This is a genomic window from uncultured Microbacterium sp. (assembly GCF_945952435.1).
Taxonomy (GTDB): domain Bacteria; phylum Actinomycetota; class Actinomycetes; order Actinomycetales; family Microbacteriaceae; genus Microbacterium.
This window is the reverse complement of the sequence record NZ_CAMFHZ010000009.1, coordinates 56,393-78,620: the sequence shown is the minus strand read 5'-3', so window position 1 is coordinate 78,620 and position 22,228 is coordinate 56,393. Positions and strand designations below refer to the sequence as shown.

Annotated in this window: 18 protein-coding genes and 1 tRNA gene; 8 read left to right on the top strand and 11 right to left on the bottom strand. The window is 68.6% G+C overall.

Translation table 11 applies throughout. The annotated features are described in order from the left end of the window. Positions 1 to 49: 49 nt before the first annotated feature. On the bottom strand, positions 50 to 1,057 hold the full coding sequence (locus tag Q0P88_RS06670; RefSeq protein WP_295012370.1) for an N-acetylglucosamine kinase: 1,008 nt from the start codon (positions 1,055 to 1,057) through the stop codon (positions 50 to 52). A gap of 98 nt (positions 1,058 to 1,155) precedes the next feature. Here Q0P88_RS06670 and Q0P88_RS06665 point away from each other — a divergent pair, with 98 nt between their 5' ends. From Q0P88_RS06665 to Q0P88_RS06640, 6 genes are all read left to right on the top strand, one after another. Then, entirely contained in the window at positions 1,156 to 2,091 is a 936-nt protein-coding gene (locus tag Q0P88_RS06665) for a MurR/RpiR family transcriptional regulator (protein ID WP_295012368.1), read from the top strand. After that, positions 2,088 to 2,840 (top strand): SIS domain-containing protein, encoded by a 753-nt coding sequence (locus Q0P88_RS06660; RefSeq protein WP_295012365.1) that lies wholly within the window; start codon positions 2,088 to 2,090, stop codon positions 2,838 to 2,840. The genes Q0P88_RS06665 and Q0P88_RS06660 overlap by 4 nt, the downstream gene beginning before the upstream one ends. 52 nt (positions 2,841 to 2,892) lie before the next feature. Beyond that, on the top strand, positions 2,893 to 4,311 hold the full coding sequence (ngcE, locus tag Q0P88_RS06655) for an N-acetylglucosamine/diacetylchitobiose ABC transporter substrate-binding protein (RefSeq protein ID WP_295012363.1): 1,419 nt from the start codon (positions 2,893 to 2,895) through the stop codon (positions 4,309 to 4,311). Positions 4,312 to 4,361: 50 nt separating this feature from the next. Continuing rightward, positions 4,362 to 5,336 (top strand): carbohydrate ABC transporter permease, encoded by a 975-nt coding sequence (locus tag Q0P88_RS06650; protein WP_295012361.1) that lies wholly within the window; start codon positions 4,362 to 4,364, stop codon positions 5,334 to 5,336. Further along, entirely contained in the window at positions 5,333 to 6,250 is a 918-nt protein-coding gene (locus Q0P88_RS06645) for a carbohydrate ABC transporter permease (protein ID WP_295012359.1), read from the top strand. The genes Q0P88_RS06650 and Q0P88_RS06645 overlap by 4 nt, the downstream gene beginning before the upstream one ends. A gap of 102 nt (positions 6,251 to 6,352) precedes the next feature. Further along, positions 6,353 to 7,636 carry an alpha-L-fucosidase gene (locus Q0P88_RS06640; protein ID WP_295012357.1) on the top strand — a complete coding sequence of 428 codons (1,284 nt, stop codon included), beginning with the start codon at positions 6,353 to 6,355 and terminating at the stop codon, positions 7,634 to 7,636. A 58-nt stretch (positions 7,637 to 7,694) separates the two neighbouring features. On the opposite strand, the gene Q0P88_RS06635 is transcribed toward Q0P88_RS06640, so the two are convergent. From Q0P88_RS06635 to Q0P88_RS06605, 7 genes are all read right to left on the bottom strand, one after another. After that, positions 7,695 to 8,900 (bottom strand): Gfo/Idh/MocA family protein, encoded by a 1,206-nt coding sequence (locus Q0P88_RS06635; RefSeq protein WP_295012355.1) that lies wholly within the window; start codon positions 8,898 to 8,900, stop codon positions 7,695 to 7,697. A gap of 69 nt (positions 8,901 to 8,969) precedes the next feature. Continuing rightward, positions 8,970 to 11,132, bottom strand: coding sequence for a hypothetical protein (locus tag Q0P88_RS06630; RefSeq protein ID WP_295012353.1), 2,163 nt, complete (start codon positions 11,130 to 11,132; stop codon positions 8,970 to 8,972). A 101-nt stretch (positions 11,133 to 11,233) separates the two neighbouring features. Next, positions 11,234 to 12,625 (bottom strand): alpha-L-fucosidase, encoded by a 1,392-nt coding sequence (locus Q0P88_RS06625; protein WP_295012351.1) that lies wholly within the window; start codon positions 12,623 to 12,625, stop codon positions 11,234 to 11,236. Further along, the gene (locus Q0P88_RS06620) at positions 12,622 to 14,625 is read right to left on the bottom strand and encodes a DUF2264 domain-containing protein (RefSeq protein WP_295012349.1); all 2,004 of its coding nucleotides are present in this window, start codon (positions 14,623 to 14,625) and stop codon (positions 12,622 to 12,624) included. Before Q0P88_RS06620 ends, Q0P88_RS06625 begins: the two co-directional genes overlap by 4 nt. A 50-nt stretch (positions 14,626 to 14,675) precedes the next feature. Next, on the bottom strand, positions 14,676 to 16,337 hold the full coding sequence (locus Q0P88_RS06615) for an extracellular solute-binding protein (protein WP_295012347.1): 1,662 nt from the start codon (positions 16,335 to 16,337) through the stop codon (positions 14,676 to 14,678). 47 nt (positions 16,338 to 16,384) lie between these two features. Beyond that, on the bottom strand, positions 16,385 to 17,335 hold the full coding sequence (locus Q0P88_RS06610) for a carbohydrate ABC transporter permease (RefSeq protein WP_295012345.1): 951 nt from the start codon (positions 17,333 to 17,335) through the stop codon (positions 16,385 to 16,387). Beyond that, positions 17,325 to 18,383 carry a sugar ABC transporter permease gene (locus Q0P88_RS06605; protein WP_295012343.1) on the bottom strand — a complete coding sequence of 353 codons (1,059 nt, stop codon included), beginning with the start codon at positions 18,381 to 18,383 and terminating at the stop codon, positions 17,325 to 17,327. The genes Q0P88_RS06610 and Q0P88_RS06605 overlap by 11 nt, the downstream gene beginning before the upstream one ends. Positions 18,384 to 18,606: 223 nt before the next feature. Between Q0P88_RS06605 and Q0P88_RS06600 the strand changes: the two genes are divergently transcribed. Both Q0P88_RS06600 and Q0P88_RS06595 read left to right on the top strand, forming a co-directional pair. Continuing rightward, the gene (locus Q0P88_RS06600) at positions 18,607 to 19,629 is read left to right on the top strand and encodes a hydroxyacid dehydrogenase (protein ID WP_295012341.1); all 1,023 of its coding nucleotides are present in this window, start codon (positions 18,607 to 18,609) and stop codon (positions 19,627 to 19,629) included. A 57-nt stretch (positions 19,630 to 19,686) separates the two neighbouring features. Next, on the top strand, positions 19,687 to 20,790 hold the full coding sequence (locus tag Q0P88_RS06595) for a LacI family DNA-binding transcriptional regulator (RefSeq protein ID WP_295012339.1): 1,104 nt from the start codon (positions 19,687 to 19,689) through the stop codon (positions 20,788 to 20,790). 64 nt (positions 20,791 to 20,854) lie between these two features. On the opposite strand, the gene Q0P88_RS06590 is transcribed toward Q0P88_RS06595, so the two are convergent. From Q0P88_RS06590 to trmB, 3 genes are all read right to left on the bottom strand, one after another. Beyond that, a tRNA-Arg gene (locus Q0P88_RS06590) sits at positions 20,855 to 20,927 on the bottom strand. A 146-nt stretch (positions 20,928 to 21,073) separates the two neighbouring features. After that, complete coding sequence (locus Q0P88_RS06585) at positions 21,074 to 21,460, bottom strand: DUF1304 domain-containing protein (RefSeq protein ID WP_295012338.1); 387 nt, start codon at positions 21,458 to 21,460, stop codon at positions 21,074 to 21,076. Positions 21,461 to 21,487: 27 nt separating this feature from the next. Next, positions 21,488 to 22,213 carry a tRNA (guanosine(46)-N7)-methyltransferase TrmB gene (trmB, locus tag Q0P88_RS06580; RefSeq protein ID WP_295012336.1) on the bottom strand — a complete coding sequence of 242 codons (726 nt, stop codon included), beginning with the start codon at positions 22,211 to 22,213 and terminating at the stop codon, positions 21,488 to 21,490. Positions 22,214 to 22,228: the final 15 nt, after the last annotated feature.

Below are 22,228 nucleotides of genomic sequence, written 5' to 3'. Positions count from 1 at the left end.
AGCAGATCGATTCTAGGCGGGGATCCGCGTCGACCCGCCCGGCCTCCGCTCAGGCCGCCACGCCTTCGCGCAGGCGGGCGAGGATCCGTCCGTCGACGGGGACGCCGGCGTGACGCAGCGCCAGCAGGGTGGCCCCCACCGCTCCGCTGTCGACGAGCACCAGGGGGTGCGCGTCGCCCGCCGCGGCCAGGTGCGCGCGCAGCACCGACTGCGCCGGCCCCGGGCGCGCGATCACCCCGCCTCCGAGCACGACGGGACCCGGCGCGGTGCGGACCTGCTCGAACGTCTGGACGAGCTCGTGCCCGGCGCGTCGCAGGATCTCCGTGGCGACCGGATCGTGCGCCTCCGACGCCTCGAACACGAGCGGGGCCAGCCGCGACAGATGCACCGGCAGCGTGGCGTAAAGGGCACGGACGAGCCGGACGAGTGCGACGGAGCGTCCCTCCGTCCCCGAGGTGTCGATCCCCGCGGCGTCGATGCCCCTGTCCCGCAGCACGAGCGCGGTCAGCGCGGTGGGAGGCGCGACGCCCTCGAGTTCGCCGATCACCGCGTGCGCCGCACGGTACCCGATCCAGAAGCCGCTCCCCCGGTCGCCGAGGAGCCAGCCCAGGCCGTCCCCGGTGGCCGTGATGCGTCCCTCCTCGACACGGACGGCGCTCGCGCCCGTGCCGCCGACGATGCCGTAGCCGAGGGGCGCCACGGATCCGCTCAGGTACATGGCGAGCAGGTCGGAGGTGAAGCCGAGGCGTCCCCGGAATCCCTCCGCCCGCAGCGGCTCGAGGATCCAGTCCGAGGGCCCCTCGTTCGAATCGTGGCCCGCGATCGCCATGACCACGTCCGAGACCTGGCCGAGGGTCGCGCCCGCCGCGGCGAGGGCGTCCCTCACGGCGCCCGCCACCGCGGATCCGGCCTGCACGATGCCGGAGGAGATGGGATTTCCGGATCCGGCGCGACCGACACCGAGGCAGACGCCCTCCGCGGTCGCGACGACGGCGCGCGTGGACGTCCCGCCTCCGTCGACCCCGATCACGAGGCGGTCACGGATCTCTTTCCCCATTTGTTATCTGCCCTACTTGATTTTCTCGCGGTCGTCGGATGAGAATGCTTTTCACCCGAACCCACTCACGCGACGTTGCGTTTTCACCGGAGGCTATCGTGCCACTTGCCCAGGACGTCGGCAACGAATTGTCGATCGCGCAGCGGATCTCGCTGCGACGTCCTGCGATGCCGCGGGCGATGGCGAAGATCGCGGACGTGATCGCCGCCCACCCGACCGCTCCCGTCGAGCTCACGATCACCGAGCTCGCCGACCGTGCGGGCACCTCTCCCGCGACGGTCACGCGCTTCTGCCGCGCGGTCGGCTTCGACGGCTACACCCAGTTCCGCGTCGGTGTCGCGGCCGAGTCCGGACGCGGCGACGCGGGGACCACGTGGCGCACGGACATCGCCGACGACATCGGGCCGGACGACCCGATCGACCGCGTGCTGCTCACGCTGCTCGGCCTGCACACGCGCAGCATGGAGGCCACGACGGGGATCCTCGACCTGGAGGCCGTGGAGCTCGTCGCGAAGGCGATCTCCGAGGCGCGCCACGTCGACATCTACGGCGTCGGCGGGAGCGGCGTGATCGCGGACGAGTTCCGCGGACGCCTGTACCGGATCGGGATCAACGCGCACTCCTGGTCGGACGTGCACGACGGACTCACCAGCGCCGTGCTGCAGGACGCCTCCTCGGTCGCCATCGCCGTGTCGAACACCGGCCGCACGGAGGAGACCATCGAGATGCTCTCCCACGCCCGCGCCGCCGGGGCGCTCGCCGTCGCGATCACCACCGACAAGGACTCCTGGCTCGCCTCGGTCGCCGACATCGCCCTCGTCACGGCCTCCGCCAATCCCAGCCTGCGTCCCGACGACCTGTCGATCAAGCACGCCCAACTGCTCGTCATCGATCTGCTCTACGTCCTGGTCGCGCAGCGCACGCTCGGCGAGGCGGCGAACCGCCTCGCCGCGAGCGCGATGGCCGTATCCACTCACCGCCGCACCCTCCGCGAGCAGCGCGGCCGCCGTCCCCAGAAGGAGACCACCCGATGAGCGCCACCCCCAAGGACCTGCTGCGCGAGGCGGAGACCCGCCTCGACCGCCTCGCCGACGAGGCGGAGAAGGGTGCCCTGGACCCCGCGATCGCCCTGATGGTCGACGCGATCCGGGCCGGCGGCGTGATCCAGGCGTTCGGCACGGGTCATTCCGAGGCCTTCGCGATGGAGATCGCGGGACGAGCCGGCGGCCTGATCCCCACCAACAAGTTCGCCCTGCGCGACATCGTGCTGCACGGCGACCGCGGGGTCGACGTGCTCACCGCCGAGCTGGAGCGCGAGCCCTGGGTGGTCGACGAGCTCATGGCCGTCTCCCCCGTCTCCCCGGAGGACGTCTTCATCATCGCGTCGAACTCCGGCGTGAACGGCTCGATCGTCGGCGTCGCGCTCTGGGCGAAGGAGCACGGCCACAAGGTGATCGCCGTCACGAGCCTGGAGCACACCGCGGGGGTCGAGCCCAAGCATCCCAGCGGCAAGCGCCTCAGCGAGGTCGCCGACGTCGTGATCGACAATCTGGCCCCCTACGGCGACTCCACCCTGCAGCTCACGGAGACCATCTCGGCCGGAGCGATCTCCTCGATCACCGCGGCCTTCATCGCCCAGCTCCTCACCCTCGGCGTCGCCCGCACGATCGCGGACGCGGGCGAGGTCCCCCCGATGTACATCTCCGCCAACATCCCGGGCGGCGACGTGCACAACCACGCGCTCGAAGAGCGCTACCTCTCCCGGCTGCGCCGCGGCGCCTAGCCCCCAGACTCAACCTCCCCTCACCATCACCCATTAGGAAGGCAACAATCACATGGAAACCAAGGACGCTTCCATCAGCCGTCGCAGCCTGCTGCGCGGCGCGGCCCTCGCGGCCGTCATGGTGCCCCTCGGCGTCAGCCTGGCATCGTGTGCGGCTCCCGGCGGCTCCTCCGGCGGCAGCGCCGGCAGCGGGACCAAGTCGGCGGACAACCCGTTCGGCGTGGCCGCCAACTCCAAGGTCGACGCCGTGATCTTCGACGGCGGCTACGGGGTGGACTACGTCGAGAACGCCGGCAAGATCGTCGACGCGAACAAGAAGCTCGACGGCGTGACGGTCAAGGTCTCGGCCTCGACCAAGATCGCCCAGGAGCTGCAGCCGCGCTTCGTCGGTGGCAACCCGCCGGACCTCATCGACAACTCCGGCGCCAACCAGATCGGCTGGAACACGATCCTCGACCAGCTCGAGACGCTGGACGACGTGCTCGAGGCGAACAACCTCGAGGGCACCAAGATCAGCGACACGCTCTACGGCGGCGTCAAGGATCCGGGCACCTTCGACGGCAAGTTCGTCGCGCTGAACTACGTCATGACCGTCTACGGCATCTGGTACTCGGAGTCGCTGTTCAAGGACAACGGCTTCACCGTGCCGAAGACCTGGCAGGACCTCAAGGCGCTCGGCGAGGCGGCGAAGGCCAAGGGCAAGTACCTCTTCGTCTGGGGCAAGGAGGCGGCGACGTACTACCAGACGCTCGTCGTGGACTCCGCGGTCATCCAGGGCGGCGACGACGTGCGCCTCCCCCTGGAGAACCTGAAGGCCGATGCGTGGTCGAACCCGATCATCCAGGACATCCTGACGATCTTCTACGACCTCATCCAGGCCGGCTACATGAAGCCGGGCGGCGCGGGCACGCAGTTCACGCAGGCGCAGTCGCAGTGGAGCCTCGACGAGGCAGCGCTGCTCTACCCCTCCGGCTCGTGGATCGAGAACGAGATGAAGAAGCAGACCGCCGACAACTTCATGATGAAGGGCATCGGAGAGCTGCCGCTGAACGACAAGCAGACCACCCCGGCGGGCACCCTGCGCGCCGAGGCGGGCGAGCCGTTCATCGTCCCGTCGAAGGCGAAGAACCCGGCCGGCGGCAAGGAGCTGCTGCGGACCATGCTCTCGAAGGAGTCGGCGACCGCCTTCGCGAAGAGCAAGCTGGCCCCGACGATCGTCAAGGGCATCGTCCCCGACGACGGATTCGGCTCGAGCGCGCTCGTGTCGCAGAAGGAGCTGCTGGACAAGGCCGGCGACAACGTCTTCACGATCAAGTCGTTCGGCCTGTACGGCATGAACTCCGACCAGCTGCCGATCTGGAACTCGTTCCTGGACGGCAAGATGACGGTCGCCGAGATCACCAAGGCGCTGCAGGATCTGACCGACAAGATTCGCAACGACAGCTCCATCAAGAAGATCGAGATCAAGTAATGTCCGTCAGCGGTCCGGGAGGGTACGGCGGTGGACTGGACACCGTCGCCGTGACTGCTGCTCGCACGGGGGGCCGCAAGGCCCCCCGTCTGGGGCAGCGCCGGTTGACCTTCGACTACGTGTCGTTCCTTCTGGTGTTCCTCGTGCTGCCAGTGGCACTGTTCCTCGTGTTCGTGATCTCGCCGTTCATCCAGGCCGTCTACTACTCGATGACGAACTGGACCGGCTTCTCGCCGAACATGAGCTTCGTCGGCGTGGACAACTTCGTGAGGCTGTTCGGCGACCCGACGTTCCTGCAGGCGATGATGAACAACGCCTTGCTCGCGATCGTGGTCCCGCTGGTCACGATCGTCATCGCGCTCGTCTTCGCGAGCATGGTGACGGTCGGCGGCCCGTCGAGCGGACAGGTGCGGGGCCTGCGCGGCTCGAGCTTCTACCGCGTGGTGTCGTTCTTCCCCTACGTCATTCCCGCGATCGTCATCGCGATCCTGTGGAACATGATCTACTCGCCGAACGGCCTGCTCAACGGCCTGCTCAGCGCGCTGGGAATCGACGACGGCGACTTCGCCTGGCTCGGCGATCAGCGCACCGCGATGGGCGCGACGATCTTCGTGATCGTGTGGAGCATGGTCGGCTTCTACATGGTGCTGTTCATCGCCGCGATCAAGGGAATCCCCGCGGAGACGCTTGAGGCGGCCCGGATCGACGGGGCAGGACGGTTCCGCACGGTGGTGTCGATCATGCTCCCGCAGATGCGCGACAACGTGCAGACCGCGTACATCTACCTCGGCATCCTGGCGCTCGACGCCTTCGTCTATATGGCGGGCCTGAATGCCTCCGGCGGGCCGAACAACAGCACCCTGGTGATGAGCCAGTACCTGTTCCGCACCGCGTTCGAGAAGGGTCAGTTCGGTCTGGCCAGTGCCATGGGCGTCGTGCTCGCGGTGCTCACGCTGGTCTTCGCGGGCCTCGTGATCGGTGTGTTCCGCCTCATCGGCGGCAAGGACGAAGGAGGACGCGCATGAGCCTGGCCACGCGCGCCGCGGTGACGATCGACCCGAAGGCGATCGACCAGAACGCGGACAAGCAGATCCGCACCCCGAAGAGCACCGGCAGCGACAAGGTCGTGGGTGGCATCTCCCACATCGTCCTGGCGATCTGGGCGATCGTCGTGATCCTCCCCCTGCTGTGGACGCTGCTCAGCTCGTTCAAGACGACGAAGGAGATCTTCAAGTCCCCGTTCGGCCTCCCGGCCAACTGGAACTTCGACAACTTCGTCAACGCCTGGGTGAAGAACAACTTCGGCCCGATGTTCCTCAACACGGTCATCGTGGTGGGGGTCGCGCTGGTCCTCGTGATGCTGCTGGGCGCCATGTGCGCCTACGTGCTCGCGCGCTTCTCCATCCCCGGCAGCCGGATCATCTACTACCTGATGCTCGCGGGCCTCACCTTCCCGGTGTTCCTCGCGATCGTCCCGCTGTTCTTCATCCTGCAGAGCATGCAGCTGCTGAACACGCTGCCTGGCCTCATCATCACCTACGTGTCGTTCGCCCTGCCGTTCACGGTGTTCTTCCTCTTCTCGTTCTTCAAGACGCTGCCGTACGAGATCCAGGAGGCCGCCTACGTCGACGGCGCCAGCGAATGGCGCACGTTCTTCCAGGTGATGCTGCCGATGGCCAAGCCGGGCCTCGCGGCGGTGGCGATCATGAACTTCCTCGGGCTCTGGAATCAGTTCCTGCTCCCGATCTCGCTGAACACGGATCAGAGCAAGTACGTCCTCTCCCAGGGCATGGCGAGCTTCGCGTCCTCGGCGGGCTACCAGGTCGACTTCGGAGCCATGTTCGCCGCGGTGATCATCACGATCGTCCCGGTGCTGATCGTCTACATCCTGTTCCAGCGCCAGCTGCAGGGCTCCGTCTCGCAGGGCACATCGAAGTAGTCCGTGGGACGGATGGCCCGGAGCCATCCGTCCCACGGGCTTGCCCGCAGCGCCGTGCGCTCGCACTGGCCTTGCCGCCACCGGCGCCCCCACAGGAGAACGATGTCGATTTCCGCAGACACCGCCGCAAACCGCCCCACCCCCGCACAGCTTCGCTGGCAGCGCGGCGGCATCGGGGTCTTCCTGCATTTCGGCCTGAACACTTTCGCCGGTGTGGAGTGGAGCGACGGAACGCTGTCTCCGACGAGTTTCGACCCGCGACGGCTCGACGCCCGGACGTGGGTCGCGGCAGCGCGGGTGGCGGGCGCGACCCACGTCGTGCTGACGGCCAAGCATCACGACGGCTTCTGCCTGTGGCCCACGTCGACGACCGACTACTCCGTGGCGTCGAGTCCCTGGCGCGACGGAGCAGGCGACGTCGTCCGGGAACTCGCCGATGCGTGCGCCGAGGCGGAAATGGGCCTCGGACTCTACCTCTCGCCGTGGGACCGTCACGAGCCCCGCTACTCCGATGCCGCAGCCTATGACGACTTCTACTGCGCGCAGCTCACCGAGCTGTGCACGCAGTACGGAGATCTCGTCGAGATCTGGTTCGACGGCGCAGGCTCCGCCGGCCGGAGCTACGACTGGAGGAAGATCATCGAGGTGGTCCGCCGCCACCAGCCCGGCGCCGTGGTCTTCAACATGGGCGATCCCGACATCCGATGGGTCGGGAACGAAGACGGCCTCGCCGCGGATCCCGTCGAGTACGTGGTCGACGGGACACGCAACGATGTCCACACCGACGAGGTCCTCGACTTCGGCGAGCGCTATCTGCCTCCCGAGTGCGACGTCTCGCTGCGCCACGGCTGGTTCTGGCACCCCGACGATGCCCCCAAGACCCTGGATCACCTGCTGGCGATCCACTACCGGACCGTCGGGCTGGGAGCCAACCTCCTGCTGAACGTTCCCCCGAACCGTGACGGGCTCATCGACGATGCGGACCTGACCCGTCTGCAGGAGTATTCGGACGAACTCGGCCGCCGCTTCGCGGCACCGCGCACGGCCGCTCTCATGGCTGTCGCGCCCGGTCGGTGGCGGGCCGACTTCGGCTCCGAGGTCACGCTCGATCACCTCGAGCTCGTCGAGGAACTCGCGGGCGGTCAACGCGTCGCCGCGCACCGCATCGTCGCGTCCGGCGCGGAGATCGCCGCGGGTCAGACCATCGGCGCGGGTCGACTGCACGCGTTCCCCGCGCTCACCCTGTCCGAGGTCGAGATCGAGCTGACCGGGCCCGATCCCGTCCTCACCTCGGTACGCGGTTTCCGCACCGGGAGCGAGAGCATCCCCGTTCCGCCCTCCGTCGAGGAGTACCGCGCGGCCGACCGGGACATGATCCTCATGTGACCCTCGTCACGAAAGCTCCTCGGGGCTTTCGAAACAGCGCTCTCCGACCCGGAACGACTCAGTCTCGCGCCGGCTGGTGGGCGGTGAAGTAGGCGAGCACGTCGTCGGGAAGCACCGGGATCTCCTGCGGGAGGGAACCGGAACGGATCGAGATCGCGCCCGCGACGCCCGCGGCGACCGCGTCGCGCGCGGCCAGCGGACTGGTGTCGGTCGGGGTGCCGCGGCGCACGAAGGCGACGAACTCGGCGACCGTCAGCGGGTCCGCCCCGCCGTGACCGCCATCGCCGCCGTCCTCGATCGGGTAGCGGACGTGCCCCTTCTCGAGGTAGTCGCTGCGTGCGTTCCACACCCGGATCTCGCCGCCCGTGCCGTCGTCGAAGTTCTCGATGCGCCCCTCGGTGCCGATCACCGTGTAATTGCGCCAGTAGTCCGGCGTGAAGTGGCACTGCTGGTAGCTCAGGAGGACACCGGAGTCCGTCCGCATCATGATCATCGAGATGTCCTCGACGTCGATGACCGGATTCAGATCCTGCTGCGCACGCGGTGGCCAGCTGTCCAACGAGAACCAGTCCCCCATGCGCCGGTCGGAGTTGTCCCGACGGGACTCGACATCCCCGTACACCGCGAGGTCGCCGACCCCGATCACCGTGCGAGACGACGTCCCCGCGATCCAGTGCATGACGTCGATGTCGTGCGCGCCCTTCTGCAGCAGCAGGCTCATGGCCTTGTCCCGCTCCGCGTGCCAGTCCTTGAAGTAGTAGTCGCCGCCGTGGCCGACGAAGTGCCGGCACCAGATCGCCTTGACCTCGCCGATCTCGCCCCGGTCGACGATGTCCTTCATCATCCGCACCACGCGCATGTGCCGCATGTTGTGCCCCACGTAGAGCTTGGATCCTGTCCGATACGCGGTCTGCAGGATCCGATCGGCGTCCTCGATCGAGATCGCCAATGGCTTCTCCAGGTAGACGGGCACGCCGCCCTCCAGGAGTTCGACAGAGACCTCGGCGTGCGTGAAATCGGGCGTCGTGACGAAGGCCCCGTCCAGCACGACGTCCGAGGCGAGCAGCTCGGACACGGAGGCGAACACCGGCACATCGCCGAACAGTCGAGCAGCCCGCGCACGGGACTGCGGTGCGGGGTCGACCGCCGCGACCACACGGCCATCCACGGCCTCGACGTGCCGGGCAACCCCGGCCCGGGCTCCCACGCCGATCACCGCCGCGCGGAACGGCTCAGTCGACGGGGTCTGGTCGGGTTCTGTCATGTCTTTCCTTTCGCATCCGGCACGGAGGGGCCGGACCGGTGGTCCCGATCCGGCCCCCCCGCGAGGGGACTATCGCACGGTCAGCGTCACGTACTGCGTCGTGTCGCCCTGCGTCTGCGGCTCCAGCCGCATCCGCTCGTTGACGAACTGCAGCGCGAGGCCGCTGTTGCGGTTGACCAGGCGATAGGTGGTGGCGCCGTCGAGCGAGGTGCCGTCGGTCGCCACCCGCTGCAGGTACCACTGGTCGCTGCCGCCCGGGGTGCCGAGACCCGCCGAGGTCAGCGGCTGGGCGTCGGCCTCCCGTGCGCCCACCGTGACGACTGCGTCGACGGCGCGCTTCGCAGCAGGAGTGCTGCCGGTGACCTGCAGGGTACTGCCGGTGGACGAGTCGACGAGCCGGTAGAACCCGCTGTTCCCGCCGTCGCCCCTGGTGTCCTGGACCGGCTGGAGCTTCCAGGTGGAGACTCCCGTCGCCGCGCCGTTGCCGCCGTCCAGACCGGGGCCGCCGTTCGCGGTCACCGCCTTGCCGCCGACGCGCAGCACGTAGGCCGAGTCCGCGGTCACGGCATCGCCTGCCGTGTCCTGCGGTACGTACTCCGTGCTCACGGCGGCGCCTTCCTCACCGGCCGTCTGCGCGATGTCCACGACCTTGCCGTTCAGATCCGAGATCGTCAGGAAGGAGCGCCCCGTGACGTTCTGGTTCGTCAGGCTGCCATTGTCGAGCGAGGTGAGATAGCCGCCGTTGGAGCCGGCGGGCATGAGCCCGACGACTTTCCAGGAGTTCGGGTCGCCCAGATCCGCGGTCTCGTAGACGTTTCCGTCGTACCCCACGATCCGGTAGAGCCCCGAGAACGCGTTGTAGGAGATCGCCGACTCGTTGTTCGCCGACGGCAGGTACAGATGCTTCGAGACCGGATCCTTGTAGTACGCGCTGTTCGTGATGAGGTCGACGGTCTGCGCAGCGCCGGAGGACGGGTCCGTCTGGGTGACGGAGATGCCGCCCGTGACGACCTTGACGCCGTTCTCGTACTTGTCGTCGACGGCCTTCAGGGTCATGTCCTGCCCTGTCACCGGATCGCGGTAGGAGACGGTGCGATCCGGCACGGACTGCCCCGTCGCGTCGTTCACGATCGTGTGCGCCAGGGTGTTCGCCGTGTACGTCGCGCCGGAGGCGTCGGCGAACGCGATCAGATGGTCGGCGCCGACCTTCGCCGCCTGGTACGAGGCTGCGGCGTGCGCCCCCGAACCGCGCCAGGCGATGACGTCGGTCGTGGGCTCGTACGACACGTTCAGCCCGCCGATGGAGTTGACGTTCCCGTCGATGCCGCCGATCCCCGGCTGCGACCACGACCCATCGTGCCACTTCTGCCAGGTGCCGCTGGCCATTCCGCCGCGGATCGGCGCGCGTGCCATCTCGGTCCAGCTCGCCAGGGTCGACGACGCCGGCTTCTTGTAGATCTTCACGTTGTAGGTGACGTAGAAGTAGCCGGTGGAGTAGTCGATGAACAGCCGGCACCCGGAGTTCCCGAACGGATAGGACTGGCCCGGTGAGGCGGTGGCGTCGATGACCTGGTCATCGTCCCAGGCCGATGTGAGCGCCGGCCCGGCGTACTGCCAGGTACCGCCCTCGTCCTTCGAGGTCGCGAGCAGGATCCGGTTGTTGTGATGGCCGGTGGAGACCTTGTCGGCGATCGTGGCGTTCGCGCCCTTGGTCTGCCACGGGTCGAACTGGTATTCGTCGTTGAGCAGCGCATGCCAGGTGCCCTGAGGATCCACCCACACGCCGATGATGTCGCAGTGATCGTCCTGCTGCGGCGACGGGATGGGGAACACCGGGTCCTTGTCCAGCCGGTAGCAGATCGTGCCCGCGTCGGCGTAGTAGGCGGGCGCCTCCGTCTTCTGCGTCGTGGTGCCCATACCGGCGGACACCGCGCTCATGTCGGTGTTCGTGAAGGTGCGGGCCCACGCGCTGGCGGGGTTCGTGCTGTACGCCGTGAGTGCGTTGCTCCAGTGGAACTGTCCGTCTCGACCGAGGTAGGCGGATCCGGCGATGTCGCTGGTCAAGCCGCCCTTCATCGTCGTGCTGCCCGCCGCCACGTACTGCGGTGGGGACGGGACGGTGTCGGCGTGGGCGCCGGCGGGCAGAGCGAGTGCGAAGACGGCGCCGGCGGCGAGAGCCGGGGTCAGCCGCCGCCAGCGGGCTTTGCGATGTGCGGTGCGGTGCGGTTTCATGGTGGTGCCCTTTCCTTTTCCTCTTCGAAGCGGAGGGTGGGGTGTGTCCTTCCCGTTCCCCACGTCGCAAGCGCGGAACGGGAAGGCGCCCGCTCATGCGTTCACACGAGCGCGACGTCGGGGTTGGGCTCGATCGGGCCGCCCGCCGGGCCCGCGGGCACCGTTTCGAGCACGAGCACGGACGGCATGCCGGTCGGTGCCGGTGCCGGGAGCTGCACGGTGTGCCCGTCCAGCCGGGTAAACGGCAGCTCCGCGCCGTCTGCCAGGGTCCGCACGGAGCGCAGGGCGATGCCGGCGGGCAGCGCGATGGTGAGCAGCCCGGACACGGGGATGCGGACGACGATCGCGTGCACGACGCACGCCGATCCTCGATCCGGCGTCCCCGTCTCGAAGGGCGCCGTGTAGAAGCCCCATCCGGGATACTCCCACCCGTCTGCGGGGCCGCTGTCGTAGACGGCCGCCCCGTGAGCCGCCGTCCACGCGCCGACTTCGTCCGCCAGAGCGACCTCGACGGGGGCGAGGGAACCGTCGCCGCGCGGCCCGAAGTTCAGCAGTAGGTTCCCGCCGAGGCTCACGGTCTGCGCGAGCTGCTCAACGACCTGCGCCGGGGTCTTGCGCCCGTGCTCGGCCCACGCGGAGTCGTGGAAACCCCAGCTGGCCTGCGTGACCGTGGCGCAAGCCTCCCAGTCGTGCGCGGTCACGGACGGGTCCCAGGGTGCGGGGAGGCGCCGCTCGTAGCCGCTCTCGTAATCGCCCATGAGGACGCCGTTCGAGTCGAAGTGCCGCGCGCCACGATCGTCGGCGCGCAAGCGGCTGTTCACGATTGCGCCCGGGATCCGCTCCTTGAGCAGCCGCTCGATCTCCTGCGTCCAGCGGCCGTTCGCCTTGACCGACTCGTCCCAGGTGCCGTCGAACCAGAAGCCGCGCACCTGCGGATACCTCTCTGCGAGCTCGAGGAGCTGATCGGTCGCGAAGCGGAGATAGCGGGCGAAGGCCTCGCGGTCTTCGTCGGACTCGATGGTGTACCGCCAGTCGGGGTGGCGCCAGTCCAGCACCGAGTAGTAGAGGTGCGTGGAGAGTCCCTCGGCGCGATAGGCGTCGAGGATCTCGCCGAGCACATCACGACCGGACGGCGTGGCGGCGACCGAGAAGTCGGTGTACGCACTCGGCCACAGGCAGAAACCGTCGTGGTGCTTGGTCGTGACGGTCACGTAGCGCGCGCCCATCCGCTTCGCCGTGCGCGCCCACTCACCGGGGTCGAACCCCTCGAGGGTGAAGTCCGCGGCGAGCGCCGCCCACTCTTCGCGGCTCACGTCTGCGGACTGCATGAGGAACTCGGAGGCGAACTCGATCGTGTGCCCTCGCCAGGTGCCGGCGGGGAGCGCGTAGAGGCCCCAGTGCACGAACTGACCGAACCGATCGGCGCGGAATGCCCGCATCGTCGGATCCTCGCGCCGCCCGTGGCGGTCAGCGCCGTACTGCAGGGGGATCACCGCGCCTCCCCTCTCGGACCGGTGAGCCCGGGATGACCGTCCCAGGGGACGAAGGTCGCGAGGTCGAACTCCGCCCGACGGCCCGAGGACCAGTCGAGGCGGATGCGCGTGCCGTCGACCTGGACGCGGACCCTGTCGCGCCAACTCTGCGGATCCACGGAGCCGCCCCGCTCCAGCACGTGAAGCGTGACCACGACGGTGCCGCCGGTGCCTGTCCGACCCCGCAGCGCAGGAGTCGCGGAGTGCGATCCCATCGCGTTCGCGTCGCGATAGGCGAACACCTGAGCCTCTCCCCCGGCACTACCCGGTTCCGGGGCGTCCCAGCCGTGCAGCCCGATGACCGCGGCGAGCAGCCCGTCGCGGCCCTGAGCCCACGCCCCGTCTTCGAAGACCCCGGCCGGGATGCCGCAGTCGTCTGCGACCATCCAGCCCCCCTCGCGCATCGGCCACGGCCGATCGGTCTGCACGAGATGCGCGCGCACCTCCGCCGTGCCGTCGCCCGCGGTCACGGTCGTCACGGCCGTCCCCGGCAGCGCGCGGCGGTGCAGCTGGGGCACGTGGACGGATCCGGCGAGCTCTTCCTCGACCCGCATGGCGCGCAGCGCACTGCGCCGGCTGCCGGCTCCCTCGTCGTCGAGGAGTGCGAGATGGGAGTCGATCGCGTCCTCCCAGGCCGCTCCCGTCCCCGGCGCCGTGTGCGTCGAGTAGGCGAACTTCGCGTAGTGCGGGTCGTCGCGATCCTCGTCCTCGCCGACGGGCAGGATGGCGTGGTCCGACCCGTGGTTCGCCATCCGCACGACGCCGTCCTCGGCGGCGCGGAGCACCCAGCCGACCGGCTCGACGGGGACGGTGAACGCGCCGCGATCGGCGGGCAGCGCCTCCTCCACCGCGGTCCAGACGGGTGCGGTCGCGGGCTGCGCGAGCCCGAGGAACCCGATTCCCGCCAGGTACGGGGATCCGAATCCGCTGTAGTCCTGGCACATCGGCTCGAACGCGTCGTACCACCCGAGCGTCAGCGGCCCGTCGACGCCGACTCCTTGGGCGGTGAAGCGCGCGAGCGCGCCGGAGGCGAGCCGTCGTGTCTGCCCGGGGGTGAGCGCGCTCGCCCCTGACGCGTCCGCGCACCAGAAAGCGGCGAGTGCCGCGGTGCGGTAGGTCAGCGACCGCCCCTGATGAAGCAGCGAGCCATCGGCGGCGACCATGTGCGCCTGAGACGCGGTGAAGTCGTGCAGCCGCTCGAGGTGCCGCTGGCCCTCGGGCGTGTGCACGGCATCGGTCATGCGGTACCAGGCCCACAGGTAGGGATGGATCGCCCACGCGTTGTAGTAGTCGACCGCATGCTCGGGGCCATCGGTGTACCAGCCGTCGCCGAGGTACCAGCTCTCCACTCGGGCCACGTTGCGATGCGTCTGCAGACCGCGGACGTCCTCGTCGACCGAACGCAGGAATCCCTCGGCCATCGCGGGGAACAGCTGCCAGTTGTTCTGCCACACCTCGCAGCGGGCGTGATGACGCAGCCACTGCGCGATCTGGAGCTGCTCCGGCCTCGAAAGCCCCGCCCACAGCCGTTCTCGGCTGACGTGCAGGGAGAACGCGATGTTCGCGGCCTCGACGATCGAGTTCGTGACGCCGGTCAGCGGCAGACGGCAGCTGATGCCCCGCGGCCACTCCTCCGCACCGCCGGGCCTGGTGCCGGCGAGGAGCGCCCGGGAGTAGTACTCCAGATGCTCCTGAACCGCGGGTTCCGCGGGATCGGCGGCACCGGCGATCCGCGGCGCGGCGAGCAGGAACGACCGGCCGACAGCCTCCATCCCCTCGCGGCGCACCCCGTCGCCCGTGATGCGTCCCGGCAGCCGCGGCAGTGCTCCCTCCGCACTGGCGTACCGGCGTACCTGACCCAGCCAGTCGTCCGCCACAGCCTCCCATTGCGCCCGACCCCAGCCCGTGAACGGGGAGAGGACCGGATCCATCGCGATCGTCGTCGAGATGTCTTCCCTCACGGTTCCCACTCCTCTATGGTCCTCTCCCGCGTCCACGGATCCGCTGCGCCTCAGGCGCTGGGGGCCGGGCTCGCCGTCGCGCCGTTCAGCGCCTTCTGGAACTCGGAGCGGATGGTGTCGCCGCCCGCGCTCTTCCATGTCGAGATCGCGCTCTTCACGTCGTTCAGCGAACCGCGCCCGGCGATGAAGTTGGTCACCGCGTCCGAGACCGGTTTGGCGATGGTGAGCCCCTGCTTCGCATTCGTCGGGCTGAACAGGCCCAGCGTCGGATCCGCGACGCCGATCGGCACGAGCTTCGCGTACGCGTCGTGGAGCACCTTGATGGCGTCCGGGAACTGCGGCGAGTAGAGGGTGTTGGGGCCCGCCGCGAGGTACTTCCACGGCACAGCGGTGTTCAGGGCGGCGGCAGGCGTCGGGATCGGGTTGCCCTTGTCGTCGCGGGTGTAGTCGGTGCCCTCGGCGCCATAGTTCATGAGGAGGTACTCCTCGCTGCCGAACGGCGCCGCGAGGAAGTTCGCGACCTGCAGCACCTGCTTGATGTGGTCGGCGCTGCCCTTCTTCGCCATCGTCCAGGCGAAGTCGATGTTGTCGAGCCAGACCATGGCCTTGCCGCCCGTGGCGCTGAACGGGATGAACGGGACGACCTTGTTCGCGGGATTCGCCGCGGGCACGGTCTGCTGATAGCCGCCCGGCTTGCCGAACGCCGGGAGTCCGTCGTAGATCTGCGCGACCTGGCCGGAGATGAACGCGTTCGACATCTGCGACTTCGTCCAACCCTCGCTCCCGGGGGCGAAGCACCCTGCAGCGTAGAGCTTCTGCACGAAGGACACCATCTCCAAGTACTGCGGCGTCTCGATGTCCTTCACCAGCTTGCCGTTCTTCATCGTCCAATTGAAGGGGACGTGGAAGATGTGCTCGAACGGGACGAGGCCGAACTTCGTGCTGCCGAGCGCCCAGCGGTTCGCCCCGGTGAGCTGCTTCGCGAGCGAGAGGTAGTCGTCCGCGTTCTTGATGGTCGACGTGTCCGTGACGCCCGCGGTCTCGAAGAACGTCTGGTTGATGAAACCGGATCCGCCGGTCATTCCGCGCGGGATCGGGATGCCGTAGAGCTTTCCGTTCTGCACCGCCGGCTTCCAGAACGCCTGCGGGATGTTGGCGAGGTTCGGGTAGTCCTTGGACTTGTCGCCTGCGAGGAACGGGGTGAGGTCCTGACAGGCCGACTCCAGGAAGCCGATGATGTCGGCGATCGCGGCGCCGTCGTTGAGCATGAGGTCGGGCATGTCGCCACCCGCGATCACGGTGTTGAGCTTGGTGTCGTAGTCGTCGCTCGACACCGCGGTGATGTCGACCGTCCCGCCGAGGCGCTTGTCGATCTCCTGCCAGGCCGGGTTCGACGCCATCGGGGTCGGCGGCGGCCCGAAGATGTTCGTGATCGCGGTGATCTTCTGCCCCTTCAGGAACGGCGCCGGCACCGAGCGGAAGGGCTTCGCCGGGTAGTTGAAGAAGGCCGCGGGGACGCCCTCCGCGGTCCCGGCGAGGTCGGGCGTGGCGCCGTTCAGCGGGATGTACTTCGGCAGCACGGAGGCCGAGGCGGCGGACGCGTTCAATGCGCCCTTCGTGCCGCAGCCGGCGAGCGAGCCCGCGGTGGCGACGCCGAGGACGCTGAGGGCGGCGAAGGACAGGAAGGTCCGCCGGTTCGTTTCGAGAGCCACGAGGGGCTCCTTTCTGTACAGGGTGGATCGATCGGGTGGAGCGGGCCTCAGCCCTTGACGGCGCCGGTGAGGACGCCCTTGGTGAAGTACTTCTGCAGGAACGGGTAGACGAGCAGGATCGGGATGACGCTGATCACGACGACAGCCATCTGGATCGCCTGGGACGGCGCGGAGATCTCGCCGACCGAGGCGGTGTCGAGCGGGGATCCCAGCAGCACGTACTGGCGCAGGATCATCGACAGCGGCCACATGTCGCTGTCGAGGTAGAGCATCGCGTTGAAGAACGCGTTCCAGTAGGCGACCGCGTAGAACAGGCCGACGACCGCGAGGACGCCCTTCGAGAGCGGCAGCACGATCCTCACGAGGATGCGGAAGTCGCCGGCGCCGTCGATCCTCGCCGCTTCGAAGAGCTCCTGCGGAAGCCCCATGAAGAACGAGCGGACGACGACGAGGTTGAACGCCGAGATCAGCGTCGGCAGCACGAGCGCCGCATAGCTGCCGAGCAGTCCGAGCTGCTTGACCATGAGGAAGCTCGGGATGATGCCCGGCGTGAAGAGCATCGTGAACAGCGCCGTCAGCAGGATGAACCGGCCGAAGGCGAGATCGCGGCGGGAGAGCCCGTAGGCCATGCCGACCGTCGCGGCGAGCGAGCACAGCGTGCCGATCACGGTGATGAGCATGCTGCGCACGAGCGCGGCGGTGACGATGCCGCCCGAGAAGATCGTCTCGTAGGCCGCGAGCGTCGGGTGCAGCGGGAAGAGCACCAGGCCGTTGGCGTTCGCGATGTCGGTGCTGTCCGAAAGGCTCGTGGAGATGACCGTGAGGAACGGGTAGATGGTCGCGATGCAGATGAGCACGACGACGAGTGCTTTGCCCGCGGCCCCGAGGCGGCTGGGCCTCTCCATCCAGGCGGGCCGCGCGGACTCGGTCCTGCGCCGCCCGCGTCGCGTGCGGGGCATGACGACCGCCCTGGTCGTGAGCTGAGCGTCACTTGCCACGGGAGTACACCCCTTCCTGGCCGAACAGATGAGCGACCTTGTTGGCGCCGAGCACGAGCGCGAGGCCCACGACGCCCTTCACGAGACCGACGGCGGCCGCCGGGCCCCACTGCCCGTTCTGGATGCCGTGGTAGTAGACCCAGGTGTCGAGCACCTCGCCCGCGCCCGCGCCGACGTTGTCGCGCTGCAGGACGATCTGCTCGAAGCCGACGGAGAGGATGCTGCCCAGGTTCAGGATGAGCAGCAGGATGATGACCGGCATGATCCCGGGGATCGTGATCGTCTTCATGCGCTGCCAGGGACCCGCGCCGTCCACGGCGGCCGCCTCGTACAGCTCCTGGTCGATGTTCATGAGGGCGGCGAGGAAGATGATCGTGCCCCAGCCGGCGTCCTTCCAGGCGGACTGGATCGACACCAGGAACGGGAAGAACCAGGGCGTGGTCATCGCCTCGAACGGCTGCAGGCCCATAGCCTGCATGACATGCGGCACAACCCCGGTCGCACCGAGCACCTGTCCGAAGATCGACACGATGATGACCCAGCCGAGGAAGTGCGGCAGGTAGACGACGCTCTGCACGAACTTGCGGATCCGGTTCGACATGATGCTGTTCAGCAGCAGCGCCAGCACGATCGGGATCGGGAAGAACAGCACGAGCTGGAGACCCGTGATCACCAGCGTGTTGCGCAGCGCCTGCCAGAAGGTCGGATCACCGAAAATCTTCACGAAGTTGTCGAATCCGACCCACGCGCTGTCGATGAAGCCGAGGTAAGGCTGGTAGTCCTCGAAGGCGATGATATTGCCCGGCAGCGGCAGCCAATGGAACACGACGAAGTACAGGAACCCCGGCGCGATGAGCAGGAGCATGACCTTGTCGCGCTTGATGCGTTGCCAGAGGCTGCGCTTGCGATGCACCGGCACGTCGGCCGCCGCAGCACGGGGTCGACGGCCCTTCGACGCTCGACGCGCGGGGTGCGAGGGGCGCATGTCTGCGGCACCCTCGCCCGGAGTCGTCGTGCTCTGCACGAGCGGCTCGCTGTAACTGCTCATCTTCGACCTCGACCTGCGACGGGAAACTTCATCGTTGTCCACAAGTGCTAGAAAGCGCTTGCTGTGTTGCGAACGTACCCGACGAATTCCGGACTGTCAACGATCATGCGATATTTCCTTCAAACCTTGATTTCCGCTGTTTCAGGTTCGAACAGTCCGTATCTACGGTGGACGTGCGGCATAGTATGCGCTTACTATTTGTATGCAGAAAGAAAGGATCGCCGTGGATCACAACGCCCCTCCCTCCCGCCCTTCCGCCGTGATCGTCATGGCGAAGCAGTCGTTCCGGGAGGTCTTCTCCGAGACCGCGCTCGCCCGGTTGAGCGCGGTCGTCGAACTCGTGGGCCCCCTGCCGATCACCGATCTCCACGCCCCCGCGAGCAGGGACGCTCTGCGCACCGCGTGCGTGATGCTGACGGGCTGGGGAGCCCCACGGATCGACGCCGCCGTGCTCGACGCTGCTCCCCGGCTGGAGGCCGTCGTGCACACCGCAGGCACGGTCAAGACCTTCCTCGACGTGGAGGCGTTCCGCCGCGGTATCCGGGTGAGCACCGCCGCGGCGGCGAACGCCACTCCCGTTGCGGAGTTCACCCTCGCCGCCATCGTGTTCGGCCTCAAGCGCGCCAGCCGATTCGCTCATCAGCTGCGCACCACGCGACGCCATCGCTCCGTGGACGGCATGCCCCCGGTCGGCGCGAACGGCGTCACGATCGGAATCCTCGGCGCCTCCCGGGTGGGACGAGAGGTGATCCGGCTCGTTTCGCTCCTCGACGCCCACGTCCTCGTCTGCGATCCGTACCTGTCCGCGGCGGATGCTGCTCGGCTCGGCGTCGAAGCCGTCCCGCTCGAGGAACTGTGCCGACGCAGCGACGTCCTCACCCTGCACGCCCCGAGCACGCCGAACACGCGGCACATCATCGGAGCGACGGAGCTGGCGCTGCTGCACGATGGCGCGATCGTGGTCAACACCGCCCGCGGCGCCCTCATCGACACCGAGGCGCTCACCGCCGAGCTCGTCCGCGGCCGGCTGGACGCCTACCTGGATGTGACGGATCCGGAGCCGCTGCCGCAGGATTCCCCCCTCTATGCGCTGCCGAACGTCGTCCTCACGCCGCACATCGCGGGCGCGCTGGGCAATGAGATCCACCGGCTCGGCGACTCGGCCGTGCGCGAGGTCGAGCAGTACGTTGGTCGAGGGGTCCTTGCGCACGAGCTCCGCGCCGACGAGCTGGCGTACACCGCCTGACCGGTGGAACGCGCGATGAGACGGACCGGACCTCGGGTCCACGAACGGAGGTTGGGCATGAGGGCGCAGGAGGACCGCGCAGGAGCGGGTTCGGGGCACACCGTGACGATGTCCGACGTCGCCGAACGGGCCGGCGTCTCCTCGGCGACCGTCTCACGGGTGCTCAACGGCAACTACCCCGTGGCCCAGGCCACGCGGGACGCCGTGAACAAGGCGATCGACGACCTCGGCTACACCGCAAACGCGCACGCGCGGGCGCTCGCCAGCTCGGCGACGCACAGCGTCGGCATCATCGTCAACGACCTCGTAGACCCGTTCTTCTCTTACATCGTGCGCGGCGTGGAGCAGGAGGCCTCGACCACCGGGCGGCTGTGCATCGTGGCGGCATCGCAGGGCGACGTCGATCGCGAGATCGAGCTCATCGATCGCATGATCAGCCAGCGCACCGACGCGGTGATCGTGGTGGGCGGCGGGTACGACGACCCGCGCGCCCGCCGCCGCATGGCCGAGCGCGCCCGGACGCTCGCCGGGATCGGCTCCACCCTCGTGCTCTGCGGCCGTCCCTCCGTCGGAGAGCAGGCACCGACGAAGATCGTGGGCTACGACAACGAGGGCGGCGCATTCGCGATCACCCAGCACCTCATCACCCAGGGGCATCGCCGGATCCTGTACCTCGGCGGACCGGCGGGGCTGTCCACGAGCGTCGCGCGGCTCGCCGGCTTCCGTCACGCGATGCAGTCCCACGGTTTCGACGTGCCCGCCGAGCTCGTGCACCAGGGGGCCTTCGGACGCCGGTTCGGACATGCGGCGATGAGCGAGATCCTGGACGGGAGACCCGACGTCACCGCCGTGTTCGCCGCGAACGACCTCGTCGCCGCGGGCGCTCTCGACGCGATGACCGCCCACGGCATCCGCGTGCCCGAGGACATGTCGCTCGTTGGCTACGACGACATCCCGCAGTCCAGCGAGCTCACCCCGAAGCTCACGACCGTGCACGTCCCGCTGGAGGACATGGGCCGGGAGAGCGTGCGCCTGGCGCTCAGCCGCACCGACGACGCCTTCGGACGACACGCCGACGGCGAGATCATCGTCGGGACCCGCCTCATCGTGCGGGAATCGGTTGCCGCACCCCGCGCCACACCGTGGCGTCGGGAGCGCTGAGCGCCCCGCGGCGCGGACGGGAAGGGGCGAAGAAGGCCGCCCGAATGGACGGCCTTCTTCTTCGTGCCCCCGACAGGAATCGAACCTGCGACCTACGGTACCGGAAACCGGCGCTCTATCCGCTGAGCTACGGAGGCGTACCGAACGAGCCTAGCATCGGAACCGTCTGCGCTCCGACCGCGCCGGACCGCTTTGGCGTCGCGAGAAGCCGAACGATCGTTCTGGATCATATTCGCGCTGTTCGACGACGTGCGCCGGACGCGAGAAGATCGCCCGCGCGCGCTCAGATCAGGACGACGACCAGCAGCACCACGGCGATCAGGGGGAAGAACCCCTGGACGATCGCCGCTCGAGCCTTGGAGCGATCGGACAGGATCAGCACGAGCGCCGCGGCGAGCATCGAACCCGTGCCGGCCAGCATGAGGGCGATGCCGACGGGGGCGGAGGCGCCGGCGGCGATCACGATGCCGATCACGGTCACGATCGCGAGGAACAGGTTGTAGAAGCCCTGGTTGAAGGCCAGCGGCCGGGTGGTCTCTGCGTCCTCGGCAGACGCGCCGAAGATGCGTCGCGTGGACGGGTGGGTCCAGCGCACCGACTCCAGCACAAAGATGTAGACGTGGATGAGCGCGGCGAGCCCCGCGAAGACGAATCCGATCACCAGGAGCATGCAGAGATTCTCGCGCGCCGATACCGCTCAGCCGCGTGCGACGCGGCGATAGGTGAGGTCGCGGATGTCGCGCCCCTTCGCGATGCCCTTGCGCTCGAACGCGGTCATCACACGCCCGTCGAAGCGCTCGGCCCACTCGCCGTCGAAGGCCCGCTCGAACTCCGACGCCTCGTCGAGCACCTCGCGCATCTGCAGCGCGTAGTCCTCCCAGTCCGTGGCGAGCCGCAGCAGTCCGCCGTCACGGAGCGCCGCACCGGCCGTGGCCCCGAAACCGGGGCGCACGAGACGTCGTTTCGTGTGCCGCTTCTTGTGCCACGGATCCGGGAAGAAGATCCAGACCTCGTCGGCGGCGGCCGGCGGCAGGAACGACGACAGCACCTCGGGGGCGTTGGCCTCGACGAGACGCAGGTTGCGCACGCCCGCGCGATCGGCGTCGAGCATGGTGCGTGCGAGGCCCGCGCGGAAGACCTCGACGGCCAGGAAGTCGTTCGCCGGGTTCGCGCCCGCGGCGGCGACGATCGCATGGCCCTGCCCCGAACCGACCTCGACGACCAGCGGCGCGGAACGTCCGTATGCGGCGACCGCGTCGAGCCGCGCCTCGGGGTGCACCGAGGTCCACGCGACGTCACGGGGCACGTCGAGCAGGTAGAGCGGCGCGAGTTCGGCGAACGCGCGCTCCTGCGCCTCCGACATGCGGCCGCTGCGGCGCACGAACGAGACCGGCTCGTCGCGGAACGTTCGGGGTTCGGGCATCCGTCCAGCGTATCC